This window comes from Streptomyces sp. NPDC001732, from assembly GCF_053596315.1.
In genome coordinates this window covers 590,165-611,473 of record NZ_JBSFFY010000001.1, presented here as the reverse complement: position 1 = coordinate 611,473, position 21,309 = coordinate 590,165, and the positions used below count along the sequence as shown (strand labels likewise).

The 21,309-nt window shown below is 72.0% G+C and carries 19 protein-coding genes and 1 riboswitch; of the genes, 4 read left to right on the top strand and 15 right to left on the bottom strand.

What is annotated here, in order from left to right:
* Nucleotides 1–15: 15 nt before the first annotated feature.
* The 4 genes from ACWCXX_RS02550 to ACWCXX_RS02535 form a co-directional block, all read right to left on the bottom strand.
* On the bottom strand, nt 16–474 hold the full coding sequence (locus tag ACWCXX_RS02550; RefSeq protein WP_451123466.1) for a DUF5304 domain-containing protein: 459 nt from the start codon (nt 472–474) through the stop codon (nt 16–18).
* 154 nt (nt 475–628) lie between these two features.
* Nucleotides 629–1,912 carry an ArsA family ATPase gene (locus tag ACWCXX_RS02545; RefSeq protein ID WP_451123464.1) on the bottom strand — a complete coding sequence of 428 codons (1,284 nt, stop codon included), beginning with the start codon at nt 1,910–1,912 and terminating at the stop codon, nt 629–631.
* 5 nt (nt 1,913–1,917) lie between these two features.
* On the bottom strand, nt 1,918–2,367 hold the full coding sequence (locus ACWCXX_RS02540) for an SRPBCC family protein (protein WP_451123462.1): 450 nt from the start codon (nt 2,365–2,367) through the stop codon (nt 1,918–1,920).
* A gap of 106 nt (nt 2,368–2,473) precedes the next feature.
* Entirely contained in the window at nt 2,474–3,280 is an 807-nt protein-coding gene (locus tag ACWCXX_RS02535; protein ID WP_451123460.1) for a metallophosphoesterase family protein, read from the bottom strand.
* Between the two features lie 280 nt (nt 3,281–3,560).
* Here ACWCXX_RS02535 and ACWCXX_RS02530 point away from each other — a divergent pair, with 280 nt between their 5' ends.
* A complete protein-coding gene (locus tag ACWCXX_RS02530) occupies nt 3,561–5,360 on the top strand; it encodes an AMP-dependent synthetase/ligase (protein ID WP_451123458.1) in 1,800 nt (599 codons plus the stop codon).
* A gap of 157 nt (nt 5,361–5,517) precedes the next feature.
* Here the strand turns inward: ACWCXX_RS02530 and ACWCXX_RS02525 are convergent, their stop codons facing one another.
* Nucleotides 5,518–6,660, bottom strand: a complete 1,143-nt coding sequence (locus tag ACWCXX_RS02525; protein ID WP_451123456.1) for a glycosyltransferase family 4 protein — start codon at nt 6,658–6,660, stop codon at nt 5,518–5,520.
* A 127-nt stretch (nt 6,661–6,787) separates the two neighbouring features.
* On the opposite strand from ACWCXX_RS02525, the gene ACWCXX_RS02520 reads away from it, so the two are divergent.
* Entirely contained in the window at nt 6,788–8,041 is a 1,254-nt protein-coding gene (locus ACWCXX_RS02520; protein WP_451123454.1) for a glycosyltransferase 87 family protein, read from the top strand.
* 63 nt (nt 8,042–8,104) lie between these two features.
* On the opposite strand, the gene ACWCXX_RS02515 is transcribed toward ACWCXX_RS02520, so the two are convergent.
* The 5 genes from ACWCXX_RS02515 to ACWCXX_RS02495 all read right to left on the bottom strand — a co-directional run bounded on the left by ACWCXX_RS02515 (nt 8,105) and on the right by ACWCXX_RS02495 (nt 13,604).
* Nucleotides 8,105–9,364: a hypothetical protein gene (locus ACWCXX_RS02515; protein WP_451123452.1), complete on the bottom strand. Its 1,260-nt coding sequence runs from the start codon at nt 9,362–9,364 to the stop codon at nt 8,105–8,107.
* Between the two features lie 16 nt (nt 9,365–9,380).
* Entirely contained in the window at nt 9,381–10,412 is a 1,032-nt protein-coding gene (locus ACWCXX_RS02510) for an NlpC/P60 family protein (protein WP_451123450.1), read from the bottom strand.
* A gap of 237 nt (nt 10,413–10,649) precedes the next feature.
* Nucleotides 10,650–11,678, bottom strand: coding sequence for an NlpC/P60 family protein (locus tag ACWCXX_RS02505; RefSeq protein ID WP_451123448.1), 1,029 nt, complete (start codon nt 11,676–11,678; stop codon nt 10,650–10,652).
* Between the two features lie 284 nt (nt 11,679–11,962).
* Nucleotides 11,963–13,324, bottom strand: a complete 1,362-nt coding sequence (locus ACWCXX_RS02500; protein ID WP_451123576.1) for an NYN domain-containing protein — start codon at nt 13,322–13,324, stop codon at nt 11,963–11,965.
* 37 nt (nt 13,325–13,361) lie between these two features.
* A complete protein-coding gene (locus tag ACWCXX_RS02495; RefSeq protein ID WP_451123446.1) occupies nt 13,362–13,604 on the bottom strand; it encodes a hypothetical protein in 243 nt (80 codons plus the stop codon).
* A gap of 161 nt (nt 13,605–13,765) precedes the next feature.
* Between ACWCXX_RS02495 and ACWCXX_RS02490 the strand changes: the two genes are divergently transcribed.
* Together ACWCXX_RS02490 and ACWCXX_RS02485 are read left to right on the top strand one after the other, a co-directional pair.
* The gene (locus tag ACWCXX_RS02490) at nt 13,766–14,518 is read left to right on the top strand and encodes a rhomboid family intramembrane serine protease (protein ID WP_451123444.1); all 753 of its coding nucleotides are present in this window, start codon (nt 13,766–13,768) and stop codon (nt 14,516–14,518) included.
* A complete protein-coding gene (locus ACWCXX_RS02485) occupies nt 14,515–14,796 on the top strand; it encodes an Lrp/AsnC family transcriptional regulator (protein ID WP_356737186.1) in 282 nt (93 codons plus the stop codon). Before ACWCXX_RS02490 ends, ACWCXX_RS02485 begins: the two co-directional genes overlap by 4 nt.
* A gap of 75 nt (nt 14,797–14,871) precedes the next feature.
* Here the strand turns inward: ACWCXX_RS02485 and ACWCXX_RS02480 are convergent, their stop codons facing one another.
* From ACWCXX_RS02480 to qcrC, 5 genes are all read right to left on the bottom strand, one after another.
* Nucleotides 14,872–16,248, bottom strand: coding sequence for an aminotransferase class V-fold PLP-dependent enzyme (locus ACWCXX_RS02480; RefSeq protein WP_451123442.1), 1,377 nt, complete (start codon nt 16,246–16,248; stop codon nt 14,872–14,874).
* A gap of 175 nt (nt 16,249–16,423) precedes the next feature.
* Nucleotides 16,424–16,541: riboswitch (SAM riboswitch) on the bottom strand.
* Nucleotides 16,542–16,625: 84 nt separating this feature from the next.
* A complete protein-coding gene (gene trpD / locus ACWCXX_RS02475) occupies nt 16,626–17,690 on the bottom strand; it encodes an anthranilate phosphoribosyltransferase (RefSeq protein WP_451123440.1) in 1,065 nt (354 codons plus the stop codon).
* A gap of 124 nt (nt 17,691–17,814) precedes the next feature.
* On the bottom strand, nt 17,815–19,440 hold the full coding sequence (gene qcrB / locus ACWCXX_RS02470; RefSeq protein ID WP_451123438.1) for a cytochrome bc1 complex cytochrome b subunit: 1,626 nt from the start codon (nt 19,438–19,440) through the stop codon (nt 17,815–17,817).
* A gap of 5 nt (nt 19,441–19,445) precedes the next feature.
* On the bottom strand, nt 19,446–20,498 hold the full coding sequence (qcrA, locus tag ACWCXX_RS02465; protein WP_451123436.1) for a cytochrome bc1 complex Rieske iron-sulfur subunit: 1,053 nt from the start codon (nt 20,496–20,498) through the stop codon (nt 19,446–19,448).
* The gene (gene qcrC / locus ACWCXX_RS02460) at nt 20,495–21,304 is read right to left on the bottom strand and encodes a cytochrome bc1 complex diheme cytochrome c subunit (protein WP_451123434.1); all 810 of its coding nucleotides are present in this window, start codon (nt 21,302–21,304) and stop codon (nt 20,495–20,497) included. Before qcrC ends, qcrA begins: the two co-directional genes overlap by 4 nt.
* Nucleotides 21,305–21,309 lie beyond the last annotated feature (5 nt).

The window sequence follows — 21,309 nt, the reverse complement described above, 5'->3', positions numbered from 1 at the left end:
TCCCTTCGCCGACGGTCAGTCCAGGTCGATGTGCTCGCCCGGGGCGGGGGGCTCGTCGCGCGGGTCGGTGGGGTCGCCGACCTGCTTCTCCGTGCCCGCGGGGTCCCCGGCGTCCCGGGTCCAGCGGCGCTCCTGGCCCTCGACGGCGGAGCGGTAGGCGGCGAGGAGTTCGCTGCCGGCCGCCGCGATGTGGTCGAAGACCTCCGGGTTGCGCTCGATGACGGGCTCGACGGCGGACTTCGCCTGCTTGATGATCTGCTGCACGGTGCCCTGGGCCGCCGCGCCGAGCAGCGGCGACTGGAGGGACGAGACCTTGTCGGCCACGGCGTCGACCAGTTTGCGCAGTTCCTCGGCGGCGGAGCCGGGCGGCGGGCCCTGTCGGCCGCGGCGGCGGGCCTTCTCCGCTTCGAGGTCCTCGGCGCAGGCGTCGGCCCACGCGTCGTCGTCGGCGGGACGATCGGTGGCTTCGCTCATGGCGGACTCCTGCGACGTGGTGTGCCCGCGGCATGGTGTGCGCCGGCCCGGCGTACGGGGCACGTACTACCGACGTTACCCGAACCGGGCCCCGCCGTTCGGAGCATCCGGCGGCGGGCGGCGCGGGCATCGCGCCGTGGCCCGCCGGGCCCGCTCAGTCCGTCCGGGGCCACAGCCCGGGGTCCGGGGTGAACCGGACCCGGAGCACCCCGTCGGTGAGGGCGGCGCCGGAGACGGTGCAGCGGCGCAGCCCGGACTCCAGGGGGACGATCCGGTGGAACGGACCCACGGTGAGCAGCAGTTCGCCGCCCCGGCGGACCAGCTGGAGGTCCTCCTTGACGGCGCCGGGCAGCGGCAGGCACCAGACGAGGACCGGGTCGCCGTCGACGGGGCGCGGGGCGGGCACGATCCGGCCGCCGGACCGCGGCCCCTCGAAGCCCTCCGGGGCGTCGGGGCCCCCGGCCCACCAGGGGTCCTCGGTCCACCAGGGGTCGTCGGCCCGGCCGGGGGTCTGCCCGTCCAGCCGCCCGGCGAGTCCCTCGTCCGCGGTGTCGAGGAGGGCCAGGTCGTCGAGGTTCCGCGGGTCGCGGCCGAGGTGCGGCACCTCGCACAGGGCGGTGCCGGGCGACCACTGCTCGTACCAGTGGTCGACGGTCTTCTCCTGCTGCGCGGCGAGGGCCGCGAACCAGGGGTCGGCGGAGTGCCGGGGCAGCGTCCGGTTCACGGCGAGGGTGTCGACGCGCAGCCCGTGCAGGGCGAGGCCGGTGCGGGCGGTGCGCAGGGCGTCCTCGGCGGCGGGTCCCGGCTCCGCGACCAGCCGGACCGTGGTGGTGCGGTCCTCGATCAGGGCCTGGACGGCGGCCAGCTCGGCGTCCTTGCGGGCGGCGGCCTCGTACAGCCACTGGGCGGGCATGGGGACGCCGGCGAGCTGGGCGAGCATCGGGCGCAGGGCGCGGGCGGCCTGGCGTTCCCGGGGGAGCAGTCGGCGGAGGTAGCGGCGCAGCTGTTCGGGGAGGGCGAGCACGGCGAGCGCCTCGCGCAGCGGCGGCAGGTCGACGACGAGGAGGTCGTGGCCCGCGCGGGACCAGTCGCCCTCGGCGGCCCGGCGCAGGGCGTGCAGCAGGGCGAGCTGGGTGCTGCCGGGGAGTTCGGTGAGCTCCTCGCCGTCCAGCCGGTTCCCGCCGAGCAGGTCGAGCACGCCGGAGGCCCGGTCCTGGAGGGCGAGGAGTTCGCTGCGGAAGTGCTCGCCGGAGTCGATGCGGGCGGACCACAGCCCGTCGGCGACCTCGGCAGGTTCGGTGTCCGCGGGAAGACCGGGCACGGCGTCGGCGGAGAGCAGCAGGGTGCGGCGGCCGCGGCGGGCCGCCGCGAGGGCGGTCGCCGCGGCGACGGTGGTACGGCCTGCGCCGCCGGGGCCGGTGACGAGGACCGTACGCATCGGGGTCAGGCCTTCGGGACGGACTCGACGCGCTTCTTCAGCCCGGCCAGTGCCCGGTCGATGATGACCTTCTCGGCCTTGCGCTTGATCATGCCGAGCATCGGGATCTTGACGTCGACGGTCAGCCGGTAGGTGACCTGGGTGCGGTCGCCGTCGCCGAGCGGGGCCAGCACGTACGAGCCGTCGATGGCGCGCAGCATCTGGGACTTCACGAGGGTCCAGCTGACCTCGTGGTCGCCGGTCCAGGTGTAGGCGAGGGTGTGGTCGTCCTTGATCGCTCCGGCGTCGAGGACGAGACGGACCTTCTCGGCACGGCCCTGGTCGTCGGTGGAGAGGACCTCGGCCTCCTTGACCTCACCGGTCCACTCGGGATAGCGGTCGAAGTCGGAGATCACTCCCATGACGTCGGCCGGCGCCGCCTCGATCGTGATGCTCGAGCTGGTGTGTTCAGCCATCGCCGTGGCTCCTCCAGTGCGGTGTACCGGTGCGTCGGCAGAGGACTGCCGCCAGAAGGCTATCGCGTGTGCGCGGTGCCTCGTCCCGGGGTGCGGTCCGGCGCCGTCACCATTCCAGGGCCCAGGGCCTGCCGGAGGAGGCGAAGTGGCCGACGTTGACGCATTCGGTGGCGCCGATCCGCATCCGGCGGACCAGCGGCTGGTGGACGTGGCCGAACAGCGCGTACCGGGGGCGGGTCCGGCGGATGGCGTCGAGCAGGGCCCGGCTGCCGCGCTCGAAGCGGCGCGCCACCGTGTCGTACGTCAACTCCGGCACGTCGGGCGGGATGTGGGTGCAGAGCACGTCGACCGGGCCGATCGCCTCGATCTTGGCCGCGTACTCCTCGTCGTCGATCTCGTACGGGGTCTTCATCGGGGTCCTCAGACCGCCGCCGACGAAGCCGAGGACCCGGCCGCCGATCTCGATCCGTTCGCCGTCGAGGACGGTGGTGCCGGGGCGCGCGTACTCGGGCCACAGGCCGGGGATGTCGACGTTGCCGTAGGTGGCGTACGTGGGGGTGGGGAAGGCGGCGAAGAGCTCGGCGTACTGCTTGCGCACCGCCGAGACGATCGCCGCGTCGCGGTCCATGCCCGCCCACAGGGAGCGGCCGAACGCGCGGGCCTCCTCGAAGCGGCGGGCGGTGCGCAGCGCGACGATCCGGTCGGCGTTCTCCACCCCGAAGAGGTCGGGGAAGATGCCGCGCGAGTGGTCGGCGTAGTCGAGGAAGAGCACCAGGTCACCGAGGCAGACCAGGGCGTCGGCACCCTCCCCGGCGCGGGCCAGGGCCTCGGTGTTGCCGTGCACGTCGCTGACCACGTGGATGCGGGTGCGCTGTCGGGTCGGTGTGCCCCGGTCGTCCAGTCCGGCTCGCATGGCGATCACCCTAGAGCGCCGTCGGCCGCCCGGGTAGGGGCCGTCGGACCTGCGCTTACCCTCGCGCGGCCGGGCCGGTGGACTACTGTGCGCGCAAGGATCACCGTTGTGTGTGACACATAAGACATCTGACCCGGTCCCCCTATCGGGAACCGAGTACCGGTGGGTAACGTCCGGGCAGTCCAGTCGTGCTCGCTTCACGGAGCACCCTCCAGTCTTGGACCGCAGCCGGTGCGTCACACAGAGCCGTGGCACCGGAGCCCGATGAGGAGCAGCAGTCTTGCGCGAGTTCAGCCTTCCGGCCCTGTACGAGGTCCCTTCGGACGGCAACCTGACGGATCTCATCCGCCGCAATGCCGCTCAGCATCCCGATGTCGCGGTGATGAGCCGCAAGGTCGAGGGCGTGTGGACCGACGTCGACGCCACTCGGTTCCTGGCCGAGGTCAGGGGCGTCGCCAAGGGCCTGGTCGCCGCGGGCGTGGAGGCCGGCGACCGGGTGGCGCTGCTCTCGCGGACCCGTTACGAGTGGGTGCTGCTCGACTTCGCGATCTGGAGCGCGGGCGCGATCACCGTCCCGGTGTACGAGACCAGTTCGCCCGAGCAGATCCAGTGGATCCTCGGCGACTCCGGCGCCACCCTGTGCGTCGTGGAGTCCGAGGCGCACCAGGCGTCCGTGGTCTCGGTCCAGGAGGACCTGCCCGCGCTGAAGGGCATCTGGCGGATCGACGACGACACGATCGCCCGGATGTCGGCGCTCGGCGAGGAGGAGGTCCCGGACGAGACGCTCGACCTGCGGATGACGAGCGCCAAGGCGGACGACCCGGCCACCATCGTCTACACCTCGGGCACCACCGGCCGTCCCAAGGGCTGTGTGCTCACGCACCGCAGCTTCTTCGCCGAGTGCGGCAACGTGGTGGAGCGGCTGAAGCCGCTGTTCCGTACCGGCGATTGTTCCGTGCTGCTCTTCCTGCCCGCGGCGCACGTCTTCGGCCGACTGGTCGAGGTGGCCTCGGTGATGGCCCCGATCAAGCTGGGCTGCGTACCGGACATCAAGAACCTCACCGACGAACTGGCCGCGTTCCGGCCGACGTTGATCCTCGGTGTGCCCCGGGTCTTCGAGAAGGTGTACAACGCGGCGCGCGCCGGGGCGCAGGCCGACGGCAAGGGCAAGATCTTCGACCGGGCCGCGAGCACGGCGATCGCCTACAGCCGCGCGCTGGGCACTGCGCAGGGCCCGTCCTTCGGTCTGAAGCTGAAGCACAGGATCTTCGACCGGCTGGTCTACGGCAAGCTGCGGGCGGTGCTCGGCGGGCGCGGCGAGCACGCGATCTCCGGCGGCGCGCCGCTGGGCGAGCGGCTCGGCCACTTCTACCGCGGCATCGGCTTCACCGTCCTGGAGGGCTACGGCCTCACCGAGACCTGTGCGGCCACCGCCTTCAACCCGTGGGACCGGCAGAAGATCGGCACGGTCGGCCAGCCGCTGCCCGGTTCGGTCGTGCGGATCGCGGACGACGGCGAGGTGCTGCTGCACGGCGAGCACCTGTTCACCGGCTACTGGAACAACGAGGCGGCGACGGCCGAGGCGCTGGCCGACGGCTGGTTCCACACGGGTGACATCGGCACGCTCGACGAGGACGGCTACCTCGCGATCACCGGCCGCAAGAAGGAGATCATCGTCACCGCGGGCGGCAAGAACGTCGCCCCCGCGGTGATCGAGGACCGCATCCGCGGCCACGCCCTGGTCGCCGAGTGCATGGTGGTGGGCGACGGGCGGCCGTTCGTGGGCGCGCTGGTCACCCTGGACGAGGAGTTCCTGGGCCGCTGGGCCGCGGAGCACGGCAAGCCGGCCGGGGCGACGGCCGCGTCGCTGCGCGAGGACCCGGAGCTGCTGGCCGAGGTGCAGCGGGCGGTGGACGACGGGAACGCGGCGGTCTCCAAGGCGGAGTCGGTCCGCAAGTTCCGCATCCTGTCCTCCCAGTTCACCGAGGAGGCGGGCCACATCACGCCGTCGCTGAAGCTGAAGCGGAACGTGGTGGCGAAGGACTTCGCGGACGAGATCGAGTCGATCTACCAGCGCTGACCGGGGCACACGCAGCCGGAGGGGCGGCCCGTACGAGACGTGCGGGCCGCCCCTTCGCGTGCCGTGTCCGTTCCCGGGGGAACGGCGCCGTGCCCGTTCCCCGGAGGGGGTGCCGCATCCGTCGCGGAGGGCCGGGGCCCGGGACGTCCCGGGAGGGTCAGAGCAGGGCCCGGAGCCGCTCGGCCAGCAGGTCCCAGCGCCATTTCTCCTCGACCCAGACCCGCCCCCGCTCCCCCATCCGCCGGCGCAGTTCCGGGTCGAGGAGCAGCGTGGCGATCCGGTCGGCCGCCTCGCCGGGGGAGCCGCCGCGCACCACCCATCCGGTCTCGCCGTCGAGCACCGCGTCGGGCGCGCCGCCCGAGTCGCCCGCCACCACCGGGAGCCCGGTCGCGGACGCTTCCAGGAAGACGATGCCCAGGCCCTCCACGTCGAGGCCGCCTCGGCGGGTGCGGCACGGCATGGCGAAGACGTCGCCCGCGCCGTAGTGGGCGGGCAGCTCCTCCCACGGCACCGGCCCGGTGAACCGTACGGAGGCGTCGACCCCGGTCCGCACCGCCAGGCGCTTCAGATCGTCGGCGTAGGGGCCGCCGCCGACGATCAGCAGCACCGCGTCCGGCACCCGCGCCAGGATCTCCGGCATCGCGAGGATCAGCGTGTCCTGGCCCTTGCGCGGCACGAGCCGGGACACGCAGACGACGACGGGCCGGTCGGCGAGCCCGAGCCGGGCCCTGACCCGGTCGCCGCCCGAGCCCGGGTGGAAGGTCTTCTCGTCGACGCCGGGCGGCAGCTGGACCATGCGGCCCGCCGCCGCGGGGGTGAGCGCGGGGGCGATCCGGGAGCGGGTGTACTCCCCCAGGTAGGTGATCGTGTCCGTGCCCTCGCCGATCCGCCGCAGCAGTTGCCGGGACGCGGGCAGCTGGGCCCAGCCCGCCTCGTGACCGTGGGTGGTGGCGACCAGGCGGCGGGCGCCGGCCCTGCGCAGCGCGGGTGCCATCAGGCCGAGCGGGGCGGCGGCGCCGAACCAGACGGAGGTGCAGCCGTGTTCGCGCAGCAGCCGCACGGCGTGCCGGGTGACTCCCGGGGTCGGCAGCAGCATGGTCGTACGGTCGCGCACGACGGGGAACGGCTGCTCGGCGTCGAAGGCGGCGGTGGCCGCGCGGCCCTCGGGGCTCCGCTTCCAGGTGGAGGCGTACACGACGATCCGTCCGGGATCCAGCCGCAGGGCCATGTTGTGCAGGAACGCCTGGATGCCACCGGGGCGGGGCGGGAAGTCGTTGGTCACGATCAGGGTCTTGTCCATCCCGGCCGACAGTACCGGCAGGCCGGGCCCCGATGGCTCCCGCACCGGCCGTACGGGCATCATGGCTCCTCGTACCCACCGGACCGGGCCCCCGGGTACCGGCCGACGAATGACGGATGAGGCGTTCATGACGGGATCGACCGGCGCGCGGCTCGCCCTCGCGGTGTGGGCCCTGACCAGGGTCGCGCTGCTGCTCTGCGTCACCAAGGTGATCGTGCTGCCCGGCCCCGACGTGACCAGTGACGTCTCGGTGATCTACCACGGCTGGTCCGAGGTCCTGAAGAGCGGCACGTACCCGGAGTCCGACGTCACCTGGCAGTACCCGCCGCTGGCCGCGCTCGCCGTCCTCTCCCCCGCGCTGCTGCCGTTCCTCGACTACGCCTCGGCCTTCTTCGTCCTCGCGTTCGTCTGCGACGGGCTGGTGCTGGCGCTGCTGCTGTACGCGGGCCGGGGCGGCGGCGGCCGGTCGGTGTCGGGCGCCTGGGTGTGGGTGGCGGGGGTGCCGCTGCTCGGCACGACCGCGTACGCCCGTTACGACGTGATGGTCACGGCGGTCGCGGTGGCGGCGCTGCTGGCGGGGCTGCGGCATCCGCGAGTGCTGGGGGTGCTGGCCGCCGTCGGCGCGTTGCTGAAGGTGTGGCCCGCGCTGGTGCTGGCCGGGACGGCGCGCGGCCGTCGCACGCGCCTGGCGTGGTCGGCGGCGGCGGTGACGGCGCTCGGGCTGCTGGTGGTGTGCACCCTGGCGATGCCCGGGGCGCTGGCCTTCCTCGGCTTCCAGCGCGACCGGGGCACGGAGGTCGAGTCGCTGGGGGCGCTGGTCTTCCACGTGGCGCGGCAGTTCGGCTGGCAGGGCCGGGTGGAACTGCACTACGGCTCGCTGGAGTTCCTGGGGCCGCACGTGCCGCTGGTGAGCACGCTCGCCCTCGGTCTGTCCGTCGTCGCGTTCGGCTGGCTGCTGGTGTGGCGGCTGCGGGCCCGGGAGTTCGGGGTGAGCACCCCGGCCGACGCGGCGTTCACGGCGGTGCTGCTGTTCACGACGACGAGCCGGGTGATCAGCCCTCAGTACATGCTGTGGCTGGTGGGGCTGGCGGCGGTCTGTCTGGTGTTCCGGGGCAGCCGGATGGTGCTGCCCGCCGTGCTGGTGCTGGTCGCCACCGGCGTCACGCAGTGGGAGTTCCCGCTCGGGTTCGTGCACGTGGTGTCCAGCGACGCGACGGGCGTGACGCTGATGTTCCTGCGCAACGGCCTGCTGGTCGCGGCGACGCTGACGGCCTGCCGGCGGCTGTGGGCGCGGACGGTCGCCGCGGCACCGCGCGAGGGCGGCCGGGTGCCCGTCTCCCGTTCCGGCGCCGGCCGGGAGACCGAACCGGTCGCTCCCTGAACGACGCGCCGCACCCGCACCCGGCCGCACGCCGGGCCGGAGCAGGGGCCACGGGGACGCCGGTCAGGCCCCGGCCGGGCGGCCCAGCCGGGTGTGCAGGTACTCCCGCCAGCGGGCGGTGAACTCCTGCGGGGTCGTGGCGAGCACCTCCCCCATGGCCCGCTCCACCGCCCCGTCCCGCCCCGGCTGCCCTCCGACGGCCCGGTAGAAGGCGATCAGCCGTTCCCCGCCCCAGTGGTCGGCGATCAGCTCGCAGGCCGCCCAGCCGCCCTCGTAGGCCCTCGCCAGGCGCGCGGGGTCGCCCGCGAAGCCGAAGTCCTCGTCCGCGGGGAGTGCGGCGGGCAGTTCGCCGCGCCGGACGGCGTCCGCCAGTTCGGGGGCGATCCGCGCGACGGGGCGGTTCTCGGCGCGGTAGGCCGCCCAGTCGGCGAAGCCCTCGGAGAGCCAGGTCGGGGTGGCCGGGGAGGTGCGGGCGCGGGTGGCGACGTGGGCGGTCTCGTGGGTGAGGACGACCCGCTGCCCGAAGGTGCCGAGCGTGTCGTACGCCTGCGGGTTGACGATCACCCGGTCCGCGGGGTTCCGGCCGGTGCCGCCGGTCCGCCCGGTGGTGACGGCCGCGATGCCCCGGTAGTCGTCCGTCGGCTGCCCCAGCAGCTGTGCCATGTCCTCGACGGTCCGCGGCACGAGCACCACGACGCGGCCCGCCCAGCGTTCCGGCCAGGCGCCGGACACGGCGGGCACCGCGCGGTCGGCGGTCTGGGCGATGTCGCGCAGCTCCCGCTCCGTGCGGCCCACCCCGAGGACGAGGCTGTGCCTGCCGGACACCACCCGGACGTCGCCCTGCTGCCAGAGCTGTGCGCCGCCGTCCCCGTCCGCCGGCCGGTCCCCGGAGATGTACCAGCGGCCGTCCGTCCGCTCCCGCCTCAGGTCGAGCACCCGGTCGGCGGAGACCGGGGCCGCGTCGTACCCCTTGATCCGGTAGCGCAGCTGGACGTCTGCGGCGGCCCGGTCGGTGCCTCGCGCGCTCACGCCGCGGAGCCGGTACGTCCATGAACCGAGTGGTATGTCCGCGAGGTTGGCCAGCTCCCGGCGCTGGGCGGCGCGCAGGGCGTCGGCGCGCGGGTCGGTCACGGCCAGGTAGCCGTCCGTGTCGTGGTCCAGCACGGCCGCCGCCCTGCGGTCCAGGGCGGCGCGGACGGCGCGGGCGGTCGCGTCCGGGGCGGCCCGGTCGTCGGGGGCCGCGCAGCCGGAGGCGACGAGCAGCCCGGCGAGCAGCGCCCCCGCCGTGCGTCGTCCCCGGTCGCGTACCCGCCTGTCGGTCACCCGACCGAGGGTACGGTCAGACGCGGGTCACCGACGAGACGGGCATCATGCCGACCGGGTCGTAGCGGACCGGGGCGCCGGGGTAGGGGGCGTGGATGACCTGGCCGTTGCCGACGTACATCGCGACGTGACTGGCGTCCGCGCGGTAGACGACCAGGTCGCCGGGGCGGGCCTCGGAGAGCGGCACCATGCGTCCCGCGTACCGCTGGGCCTGCGAGGTGCGCGGCAGGCCGACCCCGGCACGGGCGTACGCCCACTGCATCAGACCGGAGCAGTCGAATCCGTCGGGCCCGTTGGCCCCCCAGACGTACGGGCGGCCCAGCGCCTGCCGAACCGCCATGACGGCGACGGCCGCCCGCGCGGAACCGGCCGGCAGATCGGCCGTGTCCGGGAACACCCCGTCCCGCCCGGAGCGCGAGGATCGCTCGAAATCGGCCCGGTCGGCGGCGGGCAGCGCGCCCAGGATCCGCCTGGCCTCGGCGAGTTTGCGTTCGACGGTCCGCTTGTGGCGGGCGGCGGCCGCCCGGTTGTGCTCCAGCTCGGCCAGCGCGTGCCCGGCCTCCGCCCGGATCTGCTCCAGGTCACGCCGGGCCCGCAGCAGCTCCTGCAGTTCCTCGGCCTGACGCCCGGTCACCCGCTCCAGCGCGGCCGCCCGGTCGAGGTAGCCGTCCGGGTCGGAGGAGAGCAGCAGCGCGAGCGCGGGGTCGATGCCGCCGGAGCGGTACTGCGCGCTCGCCGCCGAACCGACCGCGGTGCGCATCCGGTTGACCCGCTCCTGGCCGCGGGCCGCCCGGTCCCGGTCCCGGTCGAACTCGCCGCGCAGCCGTTCGGCGTTCTCCCCGGCCGCGTTGTACTGCTCGGTGGCGCGTTCCGCCTCGCCGTACAGCCGGTCCACGCGGGCCTCGGCGGTCCGGGGCGCGTCCTGCGGTTCGGCGTGCGCGCCGCTCGTGCCGAGCGTGGCGGCCGCGGTCGCCACGGCGGCCGACAGGACCGTGGCCCGGACCCCGGGGCCGATACCGGACTGTGTGGAACGGCGATGGGACACCACAGGACGCCGTACTCCCTTCCGCGGTACGCAGACGCGCGCGGCCCCTGCCGCCCGGACGGGCGGACCGACGAGCGGGAGCCGCACAGCAGGCAGACAGTAGTCGGACGATCACGGAGCGGACAAAGACCGTGCCGGGCGACGGGAGGGCGGAAACGACGGCGCCCCGCCGGTGACCTGTGGTCTCCGGCGGGGCGGGCCGTTCGTGGGGGCGCGGGAATTCGCCCGTTCGGGCGTTCGTCAGCCGACGCGCACGCCGAACTGGAAGCTGCCGATGGTGTTCATCGACTCGTAGCGGACGAACGTGCCCGGGTACGGGGCGTGCAGGACGGTGTTGTTGCCCGCGTAGAGCGCCACGTGCGAGGTGTTGTTGAAGAAGACCAGGTCGCCCGGCTTCAGCGCGCTGCGCCCGATGTGGACCCCGTCGTTGATCTGGGTGTAGGTGACCCGGGAGATCTGGACGTTGGCCTGGGCGTAGGCCCACTGGGTCAGCCCGGAGCAGTCGAAGGCGTCGGGGCCGGTGCCGCCGCGGACGTACGGCTTGCCCACCTTGGAGGAGGCGGCGCTCAGGGCGGCGGCGCCCCAGGCGGAGGCGGGGACCTCCTTGCCCAGCTCGATCCGGTCGCCGGCGTCGCGGCTGGCGCGCTGCTCCTGCTCGCGGAACTTCGCCTTCTCCGCGGCGGTCAGGGTGTTGTACAGGCGCTGCGCCTCGGAGAGCTTGTCCTGGAGCTTCTTCTTCTTCGCCCCGAGCGTCTCGCGGACGTCCGCGAGGTCGCCCAGCTTGTCCTGGGCCTCCTTGCGCTTCTGCGCGAGGGAGCGCTGCTTCTCCTGGATCTTCTGGAGCGTCTCGGTCTGCTTGGCCGTCAGCTGGTCGAGCGCCGAGGCCTCGTCGAGGTAGGTGTCCGGGTTGGACGAGAGGAAGAGCTGGACCGACGGGTCTATGCCACCGGAGCGGTACTGGGCGGCGGCGAGGGAACCGAGGCCGCTGCGCAGGTTGTTGATCTCCTGCTGGCCGCGGGCCACCTTGTCCTGGAGCGCGCCGACTTCCTTCTCCAGCTTCTTCTGCTTCTCCTTGGCGCCGTTGTACTGCTCGTTGGCGACGCCGGCCTCGTGGTTGAGCTTGTCGACCTTCGCCTTGACCTCGCTCTTGGAGGGCTTGGGGTCTGCCTGGGCCGCCTGGGAGGACAGGGCCACGGCCGCGGCGGCGGTCGCGGTGAGCACGGTCACACGGGCGCGGCTCGGCTGCTTGGGACGACGGTGGGACGCCACGGAGGCGAGCTCCTTCTTCCTCGAGCCGCCTACCGGGCTGTGGGGGAGGTGAATCCCCGGCTCCGTGCATGTCACGGACTCGGCGGTTCCTTCGCCGTCACCCCGGATGGGTGATCAACCGTGCGAAGGTTCGAGGCCCGACCATAGTGACCATCTTGTGATCAGTTCAAATCCTCACCAGAAAAATCTCATCCCAGGAGGCACTTCTTTACCCACATCACACGGGGTGTAGCGGCGACCTGACGGACCGTTCCCTGATTTCCACCGAGTACCGGCAAGCGCGACTAGACGCGCGAAAGGCGCTTCAGGAGCAAGACGGACGCAACGGGCCTGGCGCCCGCCTTCGCCACTCCGTCGGCGACCTCGCGGTCGGTGGAGACCACCACGACGGGCCGGCCCGGGGGTTCGGCGCGCGCCAGTTGACGGATGAGCTCGTCGGCGGTCACACCGGGCTTGCTGAACAGCACCCGGACCCCGCGCGGCGGTGCGAGCAGCACCGGGGCGGCCAGCTCGGCCCCGTCGAAGACGCAGGTCACCTCGGCGCCGGTCTGCGCGGCGAGCACCGAGAGCCCGCCCAGCAGCCGCAACCGCTGCTTCTCCAGCGGCAGCTGCGGGTAGCCGGTCTTGGTGACGTTGTAGCCGTCGATGATCAGATGCGCCTGGGGCAGCGCGAGCAGTTGGTCCAGCAGGGCCGGGTCGGTCTCCGAAAGGGCCCTGGCCGCGATGTCCTTGGGCGACATCCGGCCCGGTTCGACCGCGTCGACACCGTCCGCGGGACGGATCGAGGCGGGCGGCAGGGCCAGTTCGCGACGGAGTCCGCTCGCCGCGTCGAGCACCGTGTCCAGCAGCAGTCGCAGCCGCATGTCCTCGACCGAGCGGCCCTCCCGGGCGGCCCGGCGGCCCGCCTCGACGGACGCCTCGGCCTCCCCGAGCCGCGCCTTGAGCCGACGGCTCTCGCTCTCGGCGGCGGAGACCTGGGCCGCCGCCTCGGACCGTACGGTCTCGGTCTCGGCCCGGCTGCGGCGCAGCGCGGCCTCGCCCCGCTTGACCTCGTTGAGGGCGCTGCGCAGCTTGCGCCGGAGGGACTCGGCCTCCTTGCGGGCCGCGTCCAGCTCACCGCGCAGCCGCTCCGTCTCGTTCTTCGTCTGGGCGCGGGCCTGGGAGAGCTCCTCGCGCAACCGCTCCAGCTCGCGGCGGCTCTCCTCGTCGGCCCGCTCGGCGTCGGCCCGCTGGACCTCCTCACCGGCGGCGGCGACCAGCTTCACCCAGCCCGCCGGGCGCAGCACATAGGCCGCGGCGGCCACGTCGACGGGGTCGGCGGCGGCCGGCGGCGCACCGGCCTCCAGGGCGGCGGCCAGTTCGGGCTGCCCCTCCTTGAGCCGTTCGCCGATGCGCTGGCGGAACAGGGCGTCGCCCTCCAGGGCGGCGGCCATCGCGTTCCCGGCGAACTTGGCGCGCCGGGTCGGGGTGAAACGGGCGTACTGCCTCAGCTGGGACGGCAGCTCGCCGACCGTCAGCCCGCCGAACGCGTCCGAGACCAGCGCCACGACCCGCCGCCGTACGCCTTCGGGCAGCGGGCGGTCGAGCGCCTCGACGGCGTCGCCGGCCGCCTCGGCCGCCTCGGCGCCACCAGCGGGCTGCTCCACCATCCGTCACCCCAAAGTGTCTGTGGGCGCGGCTCCGTCAGGAGTCGGCACCCGGCTTGTCCACCAGTTCGATCTGATCCACCGCGTTGCACCAACGGCAGCGGACCGACTCGATGGTCTCACTGACCACCTCCCGTTCCTCGACGCTGGCCTCACCGGCCAGGTCGAGATGGACGTATTCGACGACCTTCGAGGAGCGCGTCACGTCGAAGCGGGTGAGATTTCCGCAGAGCGTGCAGCGCCAGCGGGTCCCGTCGGTCGGCTGGGGAACCGTCGTCATCGTTGCGTCCTCTTTCGTCGAGCCTCGTGCCGCTGCTTCAAGGATCTCGCGGTGCGCCGTCGAACTGCGGATGTCCTGCCGTAACCCTACGGCCTCGCCGTGTCCGCCCGACACGGCGAGGCGGTCTGTCCCGTTCCCTCCGCTTGCGTCATGCTCTGTTCATGATCGATCGGCGAGCTGCGACCGACAGGCCGGCCGGCGGATTCCTGCGGACGGCCGCCCTGGGCGGCTCGCCGGTGACCCATGCCCTGATCGCGGCGTGCTTCCTGATCTTCTTGATCAGTCCGCTGTCCGGCTTCAACCCGGTCCCCGGCACCCCCGACGCCCGGCTCGCCGCCCAGGCCGGCTACTTCGAGCGCTGGGGCGTGATCCCGGGCGAGCTGTGGGACGGCCCGGCGCGCGTCCTGCTCACCCCGCTCACCGCCCTCTTCGTGCACGGCAGCTGGGTGCACCTGCTCGGCAATATGCTCTTCCTCTACGTGTTCGGGGCGATGACCGAGGAACGCATGGGCCGGGTCGGGTTCACCTTCTTCTACATCGTCTGCGGCTATCTCGCCCTGGTCGCCTACGCGGCCGCGCACGCCACGTCCGACCAGACGCTCGTCGGCGCGTCGGGGGCGATCTCGGCCGTGCTCGGGGCGTTCCTGTACCTGTTCCCCCGGGCCCGGGTGACCAGTCTGTTCCCGTTCCTCTTCTTCCTGCCGCTGCGGTTCCCCGCCTGGATCGTGCTGGTCTTCTGGTTCGTCCTGCAGTGGCTCGCGGTCCAGGGCGCGGGCAGCGGGGGGCCGGGGGTGGCCTATCTGGCCCATGTGGTGGGCTTCGCCCTCGGCTTCCTCTACGCCTGGGGGCGTGGTCGGCGTACGGATAGAGTGAAGACACCAGCCGCGGCCACCGAGGGAGAAAGCCAGCCGTGATCACCGCGATCGTGCTCATCAAAACCAGCGTGGACCGGATTCCCGAGATCGCCGAGTCCATCGCCGCGCTGGACAGCGTCAGCGAGGTCTTCTCGGTCACCGGTACGTACGACCTGATCGCCATGGTCCGGGTGGCCAGGCACGACGATCTGGCGGACGTCATCCCGGGCCGGATCAGCAAGATCCCCGGTGTCGAGGCGACCGACACCCACGTGGCGTTCCGTACGTACTCGCAGCACGACCTGGAGGCGGCCTTCGCCATCGGCCTCGACGCGTAGGTGCGCACCACCACCGCGTGACACTTCGGCGGGGGACGGGCCGGGCCCGTCCCCCGCCGAAGTGCTGTGTGCCGGTCAGTGCTGCGCGGTGCCCCGGTCCGGGACGCAGCGGCCGCCCTCGGTGCGGTACTTCCACTGGGCGCCCTCGCTCACCAGCTCCTTGACCGCGCGGACGAAGCGCTCGATGTGCTCGTCCGGCGTACCGGCGCCGAAGCTCACCCGGATCGCGTTGAGCGACCTCTCGCCCGGCTCGGCCTCGGGCGCGCCGCACTCGCCGACCTCCTGCGGGTCGCCGCCCAGCAGGGTGCGGACCAGGGGGTGGGCGCAGAACAGTCCGTCGCGGACGCCGATGCCGTACTCGGCGGAGAGCGCGGCGGCGAAGTGCGAGCTGTTCCAGCCCTCCACCACGAAGGAGATGACCCCGACCCGCGGGGCGTCGTCGCCGAACAGCGAGAGCACCTTCACCCGGGGGACCTCGGCGAGACCGGCCCGCACCGCGGCGACGAGGTGCTGCTCCCGGGCGACCAGCGCGTCGAAGCCCGCCTCGTTCAGCGCCCTGCAGGCGGAGGCGATGGAGTACGCGCCGATGACGTTGGGGGAACCGGCCTCGTGCCGGGCGGCCGTGGTGTGCCACTCGACGTCCACCCCGCCGTCGGGGCGGCGGGCGACCTTGCGCGAGGCGCCGCCGCCGGCCAGGTAGGGGTCGGCCTCCCGCAGCCAGTCGGCCCGGCCGGCGAGCACGCCCGACCCGAAGGGCGCGTACAGCTTGTGCCCGGAGAAGGCGACCCAGTCGACGTCCAGCTCGGCGATGTCGACGGGGTGGTGCGGGGCGAGCTGCGCGGCGTCCAGCACGATCCGGGCACCGTGCGCGTGTGCGGCGGCCGCCAGTTCCTTGACCGGCCACAGCTCGCCGGTGACGTTGGAGGCGCCGGTGACGCAGACCAGCGCGGGGCCGTGGGGATCGCGCCCGGCCAGGGCCCGCTCCAGCGTCTCGACGGCCTGGGCCGGGGTGCGCGGGGCGTTCAGGTAGGTCACCCGCGCGTCGCGCCACGGCAGCAGCGAGGCGTGGTGCTCGGTCTCGAAGACGAAGACCTGGCAGTCGGCGGGGAGCGCCGCGGCCAGCAGGTTCAGCGAGTCGGTGGTCGAGCGGGTGAAGACCACCTGGTCGTCCGCGCGGCAGCCGAGGAACTCCGCGACGGTGGCACGGCTGTTCTCGAAGAGGTCCGTGGAGAGCTGGGAGAGGTAACCGGCGCCGCGGTGGACGCTGCCGTAGTACGGGGCGTACGCGGCGACGTCGTCCCAGACGCGCTGCAGGGCGGGGGCGCTGGCGGCGTAGTCGAGGGCGGCGTACGTGACTTCGCCTCCCGTGACCAACGGAACCGTCACATCCCGGCCCAGAACCGGCAGGGAGGTACAAACCGACTTGTCGATGGCAGCGGTGGGGACAGACATGGCGAACTCCCGTAAGAGGCAGGCGAAAAGCACGCACCGGCAGACGTGCGGCAGTGCGGCGGAAGAAGAAAAAAGGTGTGCGGAAGAGGGCCGACAGGCCCTATCGCATTCGCGTGCTCACAAGAGACTCCCTAGGGACCAGGACCCCGGGGGTTGGCATTCACAGATGCCGAGGGGCCCGCGCTTGCCGCAGACCTCGCTGCCTGCGGCCTGGTCTTCACCCGGGGCACCCCGCCACGGACGGAGGGTTGCCGGACAGCGGGCCGGGGCCGTAGTCGCTGTCACTCATGACCTGCCCAGCATCTTGCCATACGCGCGGACGCGCGCAAGGCGCAGTCCAGGATCCGGACTGCGCCCCGCGTCGCGTTTCCGCCCGGTCAGGCGTTGCTGGCCGCCACCCAGCGCTCCAGCGTCCGGGCCGCGGAACCGGAGTCGATGGACTCGGCCGCCTTCGCCATCCCGGCCGCGAGCTGTTCGTTCAGCGTGGCGTCGGTCGGGTCCAGCGCCACCAGGGCCGCCGCCGAGTTGAGCAGCACGGCCTCCCGCACCGCCCCCTGCTCCCCGGCCAGCACCCGGCGGGCCACGTCCGCGTTGTACGAGGCGTCGGCGCCGCGCAGCGCCTGCGGCGGGACCAGTTCCAGGCCGACGTCGCGCGGGTCGAAGGTCTCCTCGCGCACCGTGCGGTCCCGGACCACCCAGACCCGCGAGGTCGAGGTCGTCGTCAGCTCGTCCAGGCCGTCGTCGCCGCGGACCACCAGCGCCGAGTTGCCGCGCTGGGCGAGGACGCCGGCGACGATGGGCGCCATCCGCAGGTCGGCGACGCCGACCGCCTGGGCGCGGACCCTGGCCGGGTTGGTGAGCGGCCCGAGGACGTTGAACGTGGTCGGGGCGCCGAGCTCCTTGCGGGCCCTGGCCGCGTACCGCAGGGCGGGGTGGAACTTCACCGCGAAGCAGAAGGTGATGCCCGCCTCCTCGGCGACCTCCACGACCCGCTGCGTGCTGAGCTCCAGGTTGACGCCGAGCTTCTCCAGCACGTCGGAGGAACCGCTCGCCGAGGAGGAGGCGCGGTTGCCGTGCTTGACGACCTTGGCCCCGGTGCCGGCGATGACGATCGCCGACATGGTGGAGATGTTGACCGTCTTGGCGAGGTCGCCACCGGTGCCGACGATGTCGACCGTGCGGCCGGGTACCTGGATGGTGTTGGCGTGCTCGTACATGGCGCGCACCAGGCCGGACACCTCCTGGACCGTCTCGCCCTTGGCCCGCAGGGCGACGGTGAACCCGGCGATCTGCGCGTCGCTGGCCTCGCCGCTCATGATGCGGTCCATCGCCCACGCGGTGTCGTCCTCGGTGAGGTCCTCGCCGCGCAGCAGCGGATTCAGCAGGGCGGGCCAGGAACGGTCCGCCACGCTGTCGCCGCCGATCGGGGTCACAACGTTCATGGTCCGCTCCCGGGGTCCACAGTCGGTAAAAGGATCACCTCCACCCTATCGAGCGGCAGAGGACGGCGAAGAGCCCCGTCCAACGCGTGGACGGGGCTCCTGCCGTGGCGATCAGTTCAGGCGATCAGTGGTGACCGTGGCCGCTGGTGATCTCCTTGTACTCCTCGACGGTGGGCTTGGCGATCTGGTTGTTCTCGCCGTAGTAGCCCTTGCTGAGTCGGGCGCGCAGCTTCTCCAGCAGCGACACCTTGCGCTCGACACCGTTCTCGTCGACCGTCGGGCCGATCTCGACCGGCTTGTACTGCTCGTGCGCGGTGAGCGTGTGCAGCTGCTCGGGGCCGAGCGGCTCGTGGATCTCGACGAACTCACCGTGCGGCAGGCGCTTGATGATGCCGGACTCGCGCCCGTGCAGCACCTTCTCCTTGTCGCGGCGCTGGAGGCCGAGGCAGATCCGCCGGGTGATGATGAACGCGAGGATCGGGCCCGCGAAGATGAAGATGCGGACGAACCAGGAAATGGCGTTGATCGACAGGTGGAAGTGCGTGGCCCACAGGTCGTTGCCACCGCCGATGAAGACGACGACGTACTCGGTGATCCAGGCGACGCCGAAGGCCGTCCGGGTCGGGGCGTTGCGCGGGCGGTCCAGGATGTGGTGCTCGCGCTTGTCCCCGGTGACCCAGGACTCGATGAACGGGTAGACCGCGAGGACCGCGAGGACCAGTCCGAAGGCCATCAGCGGGATGAACACGCCCAGGACGAGCGTGTGGCCCCAGAGGTTGATCTCCCAGCCGGGCATCACTCGGATCAGACCCTCGGCGAAGCCCATGTACCAGTCGGGCTGGGCGCCGGTGGACACCTGGTCCGGACGGTACGGGCCGATGTTCCAGATCGGGTTGATCGTGGCGATGCCCGCGATGATCGCGATGATGCCGAAGACCAGGAAGAAGAAGCCGCCGGCCTTCGCCATGTACACCGGCAGCAGCGGCATGCCGACGACGTTGCTGTTGGTGCGGCCGGGACCCGCGAACTGCGTGTGCTTGTGGTAGAAGACCAGGATCAGGTGCGCCACCAGCAGACCGAGCATGATGCCCGGCAGCAGCAGGATGTGGATCGAGTAGAACCGGGCGACCATGTCGTGACCGGGGAACTCTCCGCCGAACAGGAACATCGAGATGTACGTGCCGACGATCGGCATCGACAGGATCGCGCCCTGGGTGAAGCGGACACCCGTACCGGACAGCAGGTCGTCCGGGAGCGAGTAGCCGGTGAAGCCGGTGAACATGCCCAGCACGAACAGCAGGAAGCCGAACAGCCAGTTGATCTCACGCGGCTTGCGGAACGCACCCGTGAAGAAGACGCGCATCATGTGCACGAACATGCCGGCCAGGAAGATCAGCGCGGCCCAGTGGTGGATCTGGCGAACCAGCAGACCGCCGCGGACGTCGAAGCTGATGTCCAGCGTCGAGGCGTAGGCCTCGGACATCCGGATGCCCTGCATCGGCTCGTACGAGCCGTGGTACACGACCTCGTTCATGCTCGGGTGGAAGAACAGCGTCAGGTACACACCCGTGAGGATGATGATGATGAAGCTGTAGAGGGCGATCTCCCCGAGCATGAAGGACCAGTGGTCCGGGAAGATCTTGCGCATGTTGGCCTTGGCCAGGGAGTAGATCCCCAGGCGGCCGTCCGCCCAGTCGGCCACCCGCTCGCCGGCGGGCGCCTTGCGCTTCGTATCGGTCACAGTAGTCATCCGTGTCATCCCCGCTCGAAGAAGGCAGGACCGACGGGCTCTTCGAAGTCACCGAGCGCTTCGAGGTTGCCCTCGCTGTTCACACCGATCCGCAGCTGCGGAAGGGCGTGACCGGCCGGACCGAAGATGACGCGGGCGCCGTCGGAGAGGTCGAAGGTGGACTGGTGGCACGGGCAGAGCACGTGGTGGGTCTGCTGCTCGTACAGGCTGATCGGGCAGCCGACGTGGGTGCAGATCTTGGAGAAGGCCACGATTCCCTCGTGGGCCCACTCGCGCTCGCGCTTGTCCTTGATGTTCTCCGGCTGGATGCGGACGATCATCAGCGCGGCCTTGGCGATCTGGTTGTTGAAGTCCTCCGCGTCCTCCTCCAGGCCCTCGGGCATGGCGAAGGTCAGCGAACCGACGATCACGTCCTCGGGGCGCAGCGGCTCCATCGTGTTCATGTTGATGAGCTGCTTGCCCTTGCCCCACATGGTGTTGCGGAGCTTCTTCTCGGGCAGCGGGCCGAGGTCGCGCAGCAGCATCACACCGGAGAGCGGCACCAGGGCCAGCGCGCCGAACATGGTGTTGCGGATCAGCTTGCGACGGCCGATCGCGGACTCCTGGGCACCGGCCGCGAAGTCGGCGAGAACCTTCGCCTTGACCTCGGGGGCCGCCTCGATGGGGTGCCGGTCGTCGGCGACCTCCACGTCGGACATCAGCGTGCGCGCCCAGTGGACGGCACCGGCGCCGATCGCGAAGAGGGCCACGCCCAGGGTCAGACCCAGGGAGAAGTTGAGCGCGCTCACATGGCCGATGGGCCAGATGTACACGCTCTTGTCGACCGGGAAGATGACGTACGAGGCGATGAAGCCGACCGTCGCCAGCATGGACAGCGTGAACAGCAGCGCGACGGTGCGCTCGGAGCGCTTCGCGGCCCGTTCGTCGATGTCCTGGATGCGCGGCTTGTGGGCCGGCAGCCCCGGGTCGGCGAACGGGTCGTCCGCGACCTCTACCGCGCCGTGCGCGGCCTCCTGCTCAGCGGGCAGGTTCTCGTCTGGAATCTCTTGGCTACTCATGACTTCTTGGCCTTAGCGGTGTGGGCCGCGACCCAAATGGCAACTGCGATCAGAGCGCCGAGCCCGAAGATCCAGGCGAACAGACCCTCGCTGACCGGCCCCAGGCCGCCCAGCCCGAGGCCCCCCGGGCTCTTCGTCTGGTCGCTGTTCACGGTCTGGACGTACGCGATGATGTCCCGCTTCTGCTTCTCGGGCATCGTCGTGTCCGGGAAGGACGGCATGTTCTGCGGGCCGGTCTGCATGGCCTCGTAGATGTGCTTCGGGTCCACGCCCTCCAGGCTGGGGGCGTACTTGCCGTCCGTCAGCGCGCCGCCCTCACCGGTGAAGTTGTGGCACTGTGCGCAGTTGGTACGGAACAGCTCGCCGCCCTTGGCGATGTCCGCTCCCGCAGGGTTGACCTGCTTCTTGGTCGGAGTGATCGGACCGGCGCCGAGCGACGCGACGTATGCCGCGAGCTGGTCGATCTGCGCCTGGGTGTAGATGACCTTCTTCTTCGGTACCTGGGCGCCGGGCTGCTGCGCCGGCATACGGCCCGTACCGACCTGGAAGTCCACGGCGGCGGAGCCCACGCCGACCAGGCTCGGCCCGTCGGTGGTGCCCTGACCGCCGGTTCCGTGGCAGCTGGCGCAACCGACGGAGTACAGCTTCTTGCCCTCTTCGATGGCGAGGGACTGGGCGGTTTCGTCGGCCTGCGCCTTACTCGCGGGCGCAAACGCGGCGTAGAGCCCCCCAGTGGCCGCCAGCGCGAGGAGTAGTACGACGACCGCCGCCAACGGATGGCGTCGTCGTGCGGAGAGCTTTTTCACGGATT

Bases quoted from the DNA above. Each gene is read 5' to 3' on its own strand.
- ACWCXX_RS02550 (WP_451123466.1), bottom strand. From the start codon at position 474: ATGAGCGAAGCCACCGATCGTCCCGCCGACGACGACGCGTGGGCCGAC.
- ACWCXX_RS02545 (WP_451123464.1), bottom strand. From the start codon at position 1,912: ATGCGTACGGTCCTCGTCACCGGCCCCGGCGGCGCAGGCCGTACCACC.
- ACWCXX_RS02540 (WP_451123462.1), bottom strand. From the start codon at position 2,367: ATGGCTGAACACACCAGCTCGAGCATCACGATCGAGGCGGCGCCGGCC.
- ACWCXX_RS02535 (WP_451123460.1), bottom strand. From the start codon at position 3,280: ATGCGAGCCGGACTGGACGACCGGGGCACACCGACCCGACAGCGCACC.
- ACWCXX_RS02525 (WP_451123456.1), bottom strand. From the start codon at position 6,660: ATGGACAAGACCCTGATCGTGACCAACGACTTCCCGCCCCGCCCCGGT.
- ACWCXX_RS02520 (WP_451123454.1), top strand. From the start codon at position 6,788: ATGACGGGATCGACCGGCGCGCGGCTCGCCCTCGCGGTGTGGGCCCTG.
- ACWCXX_RS02495 (WP_451123446.1), bottom strand. From the start codon at position 13,604: ATGACGACGGTTCCCCAGCCGACCGACGGGACCCGCTGGCGCTGCACG.
- ACWCXX_RS02490 (WP_451123444.1), top strand. From the start codon at position 13,766: ATGATCGATCGGCGAGCTGCGACCGACAGGCCGGCCGGCGGATTCCTG.
- ACWCXX_RS02480 (WP_451123442.1), bottom strand. From the start codon at position 16,248: ATGTCTGTCCCCACCGCTGCCATCGACAAGTCGGTTTGTACCTCCCTG.
- trpD (WP_451123440.1), bottom strand. From the start codon at position 17,690: ATGAACGTTGTGACCCCGATCGGCGGCGACAGCGTGGCGGACCGTTCC.
- qcrB (WP_451123438.1), bottom strand. From the start codon at position 19,440: ATGACTACTGTGACCGATACGAAGCGCAAGGCGCCCGCCGGCGAGCGG.
- qcrA (WP_451123436.1), bottom strand. From the start codon at position 20,498: ATGAGTAGCCAAGAGATTCCAGACGAGAACCTGCCCGCTGAGCAGGAG.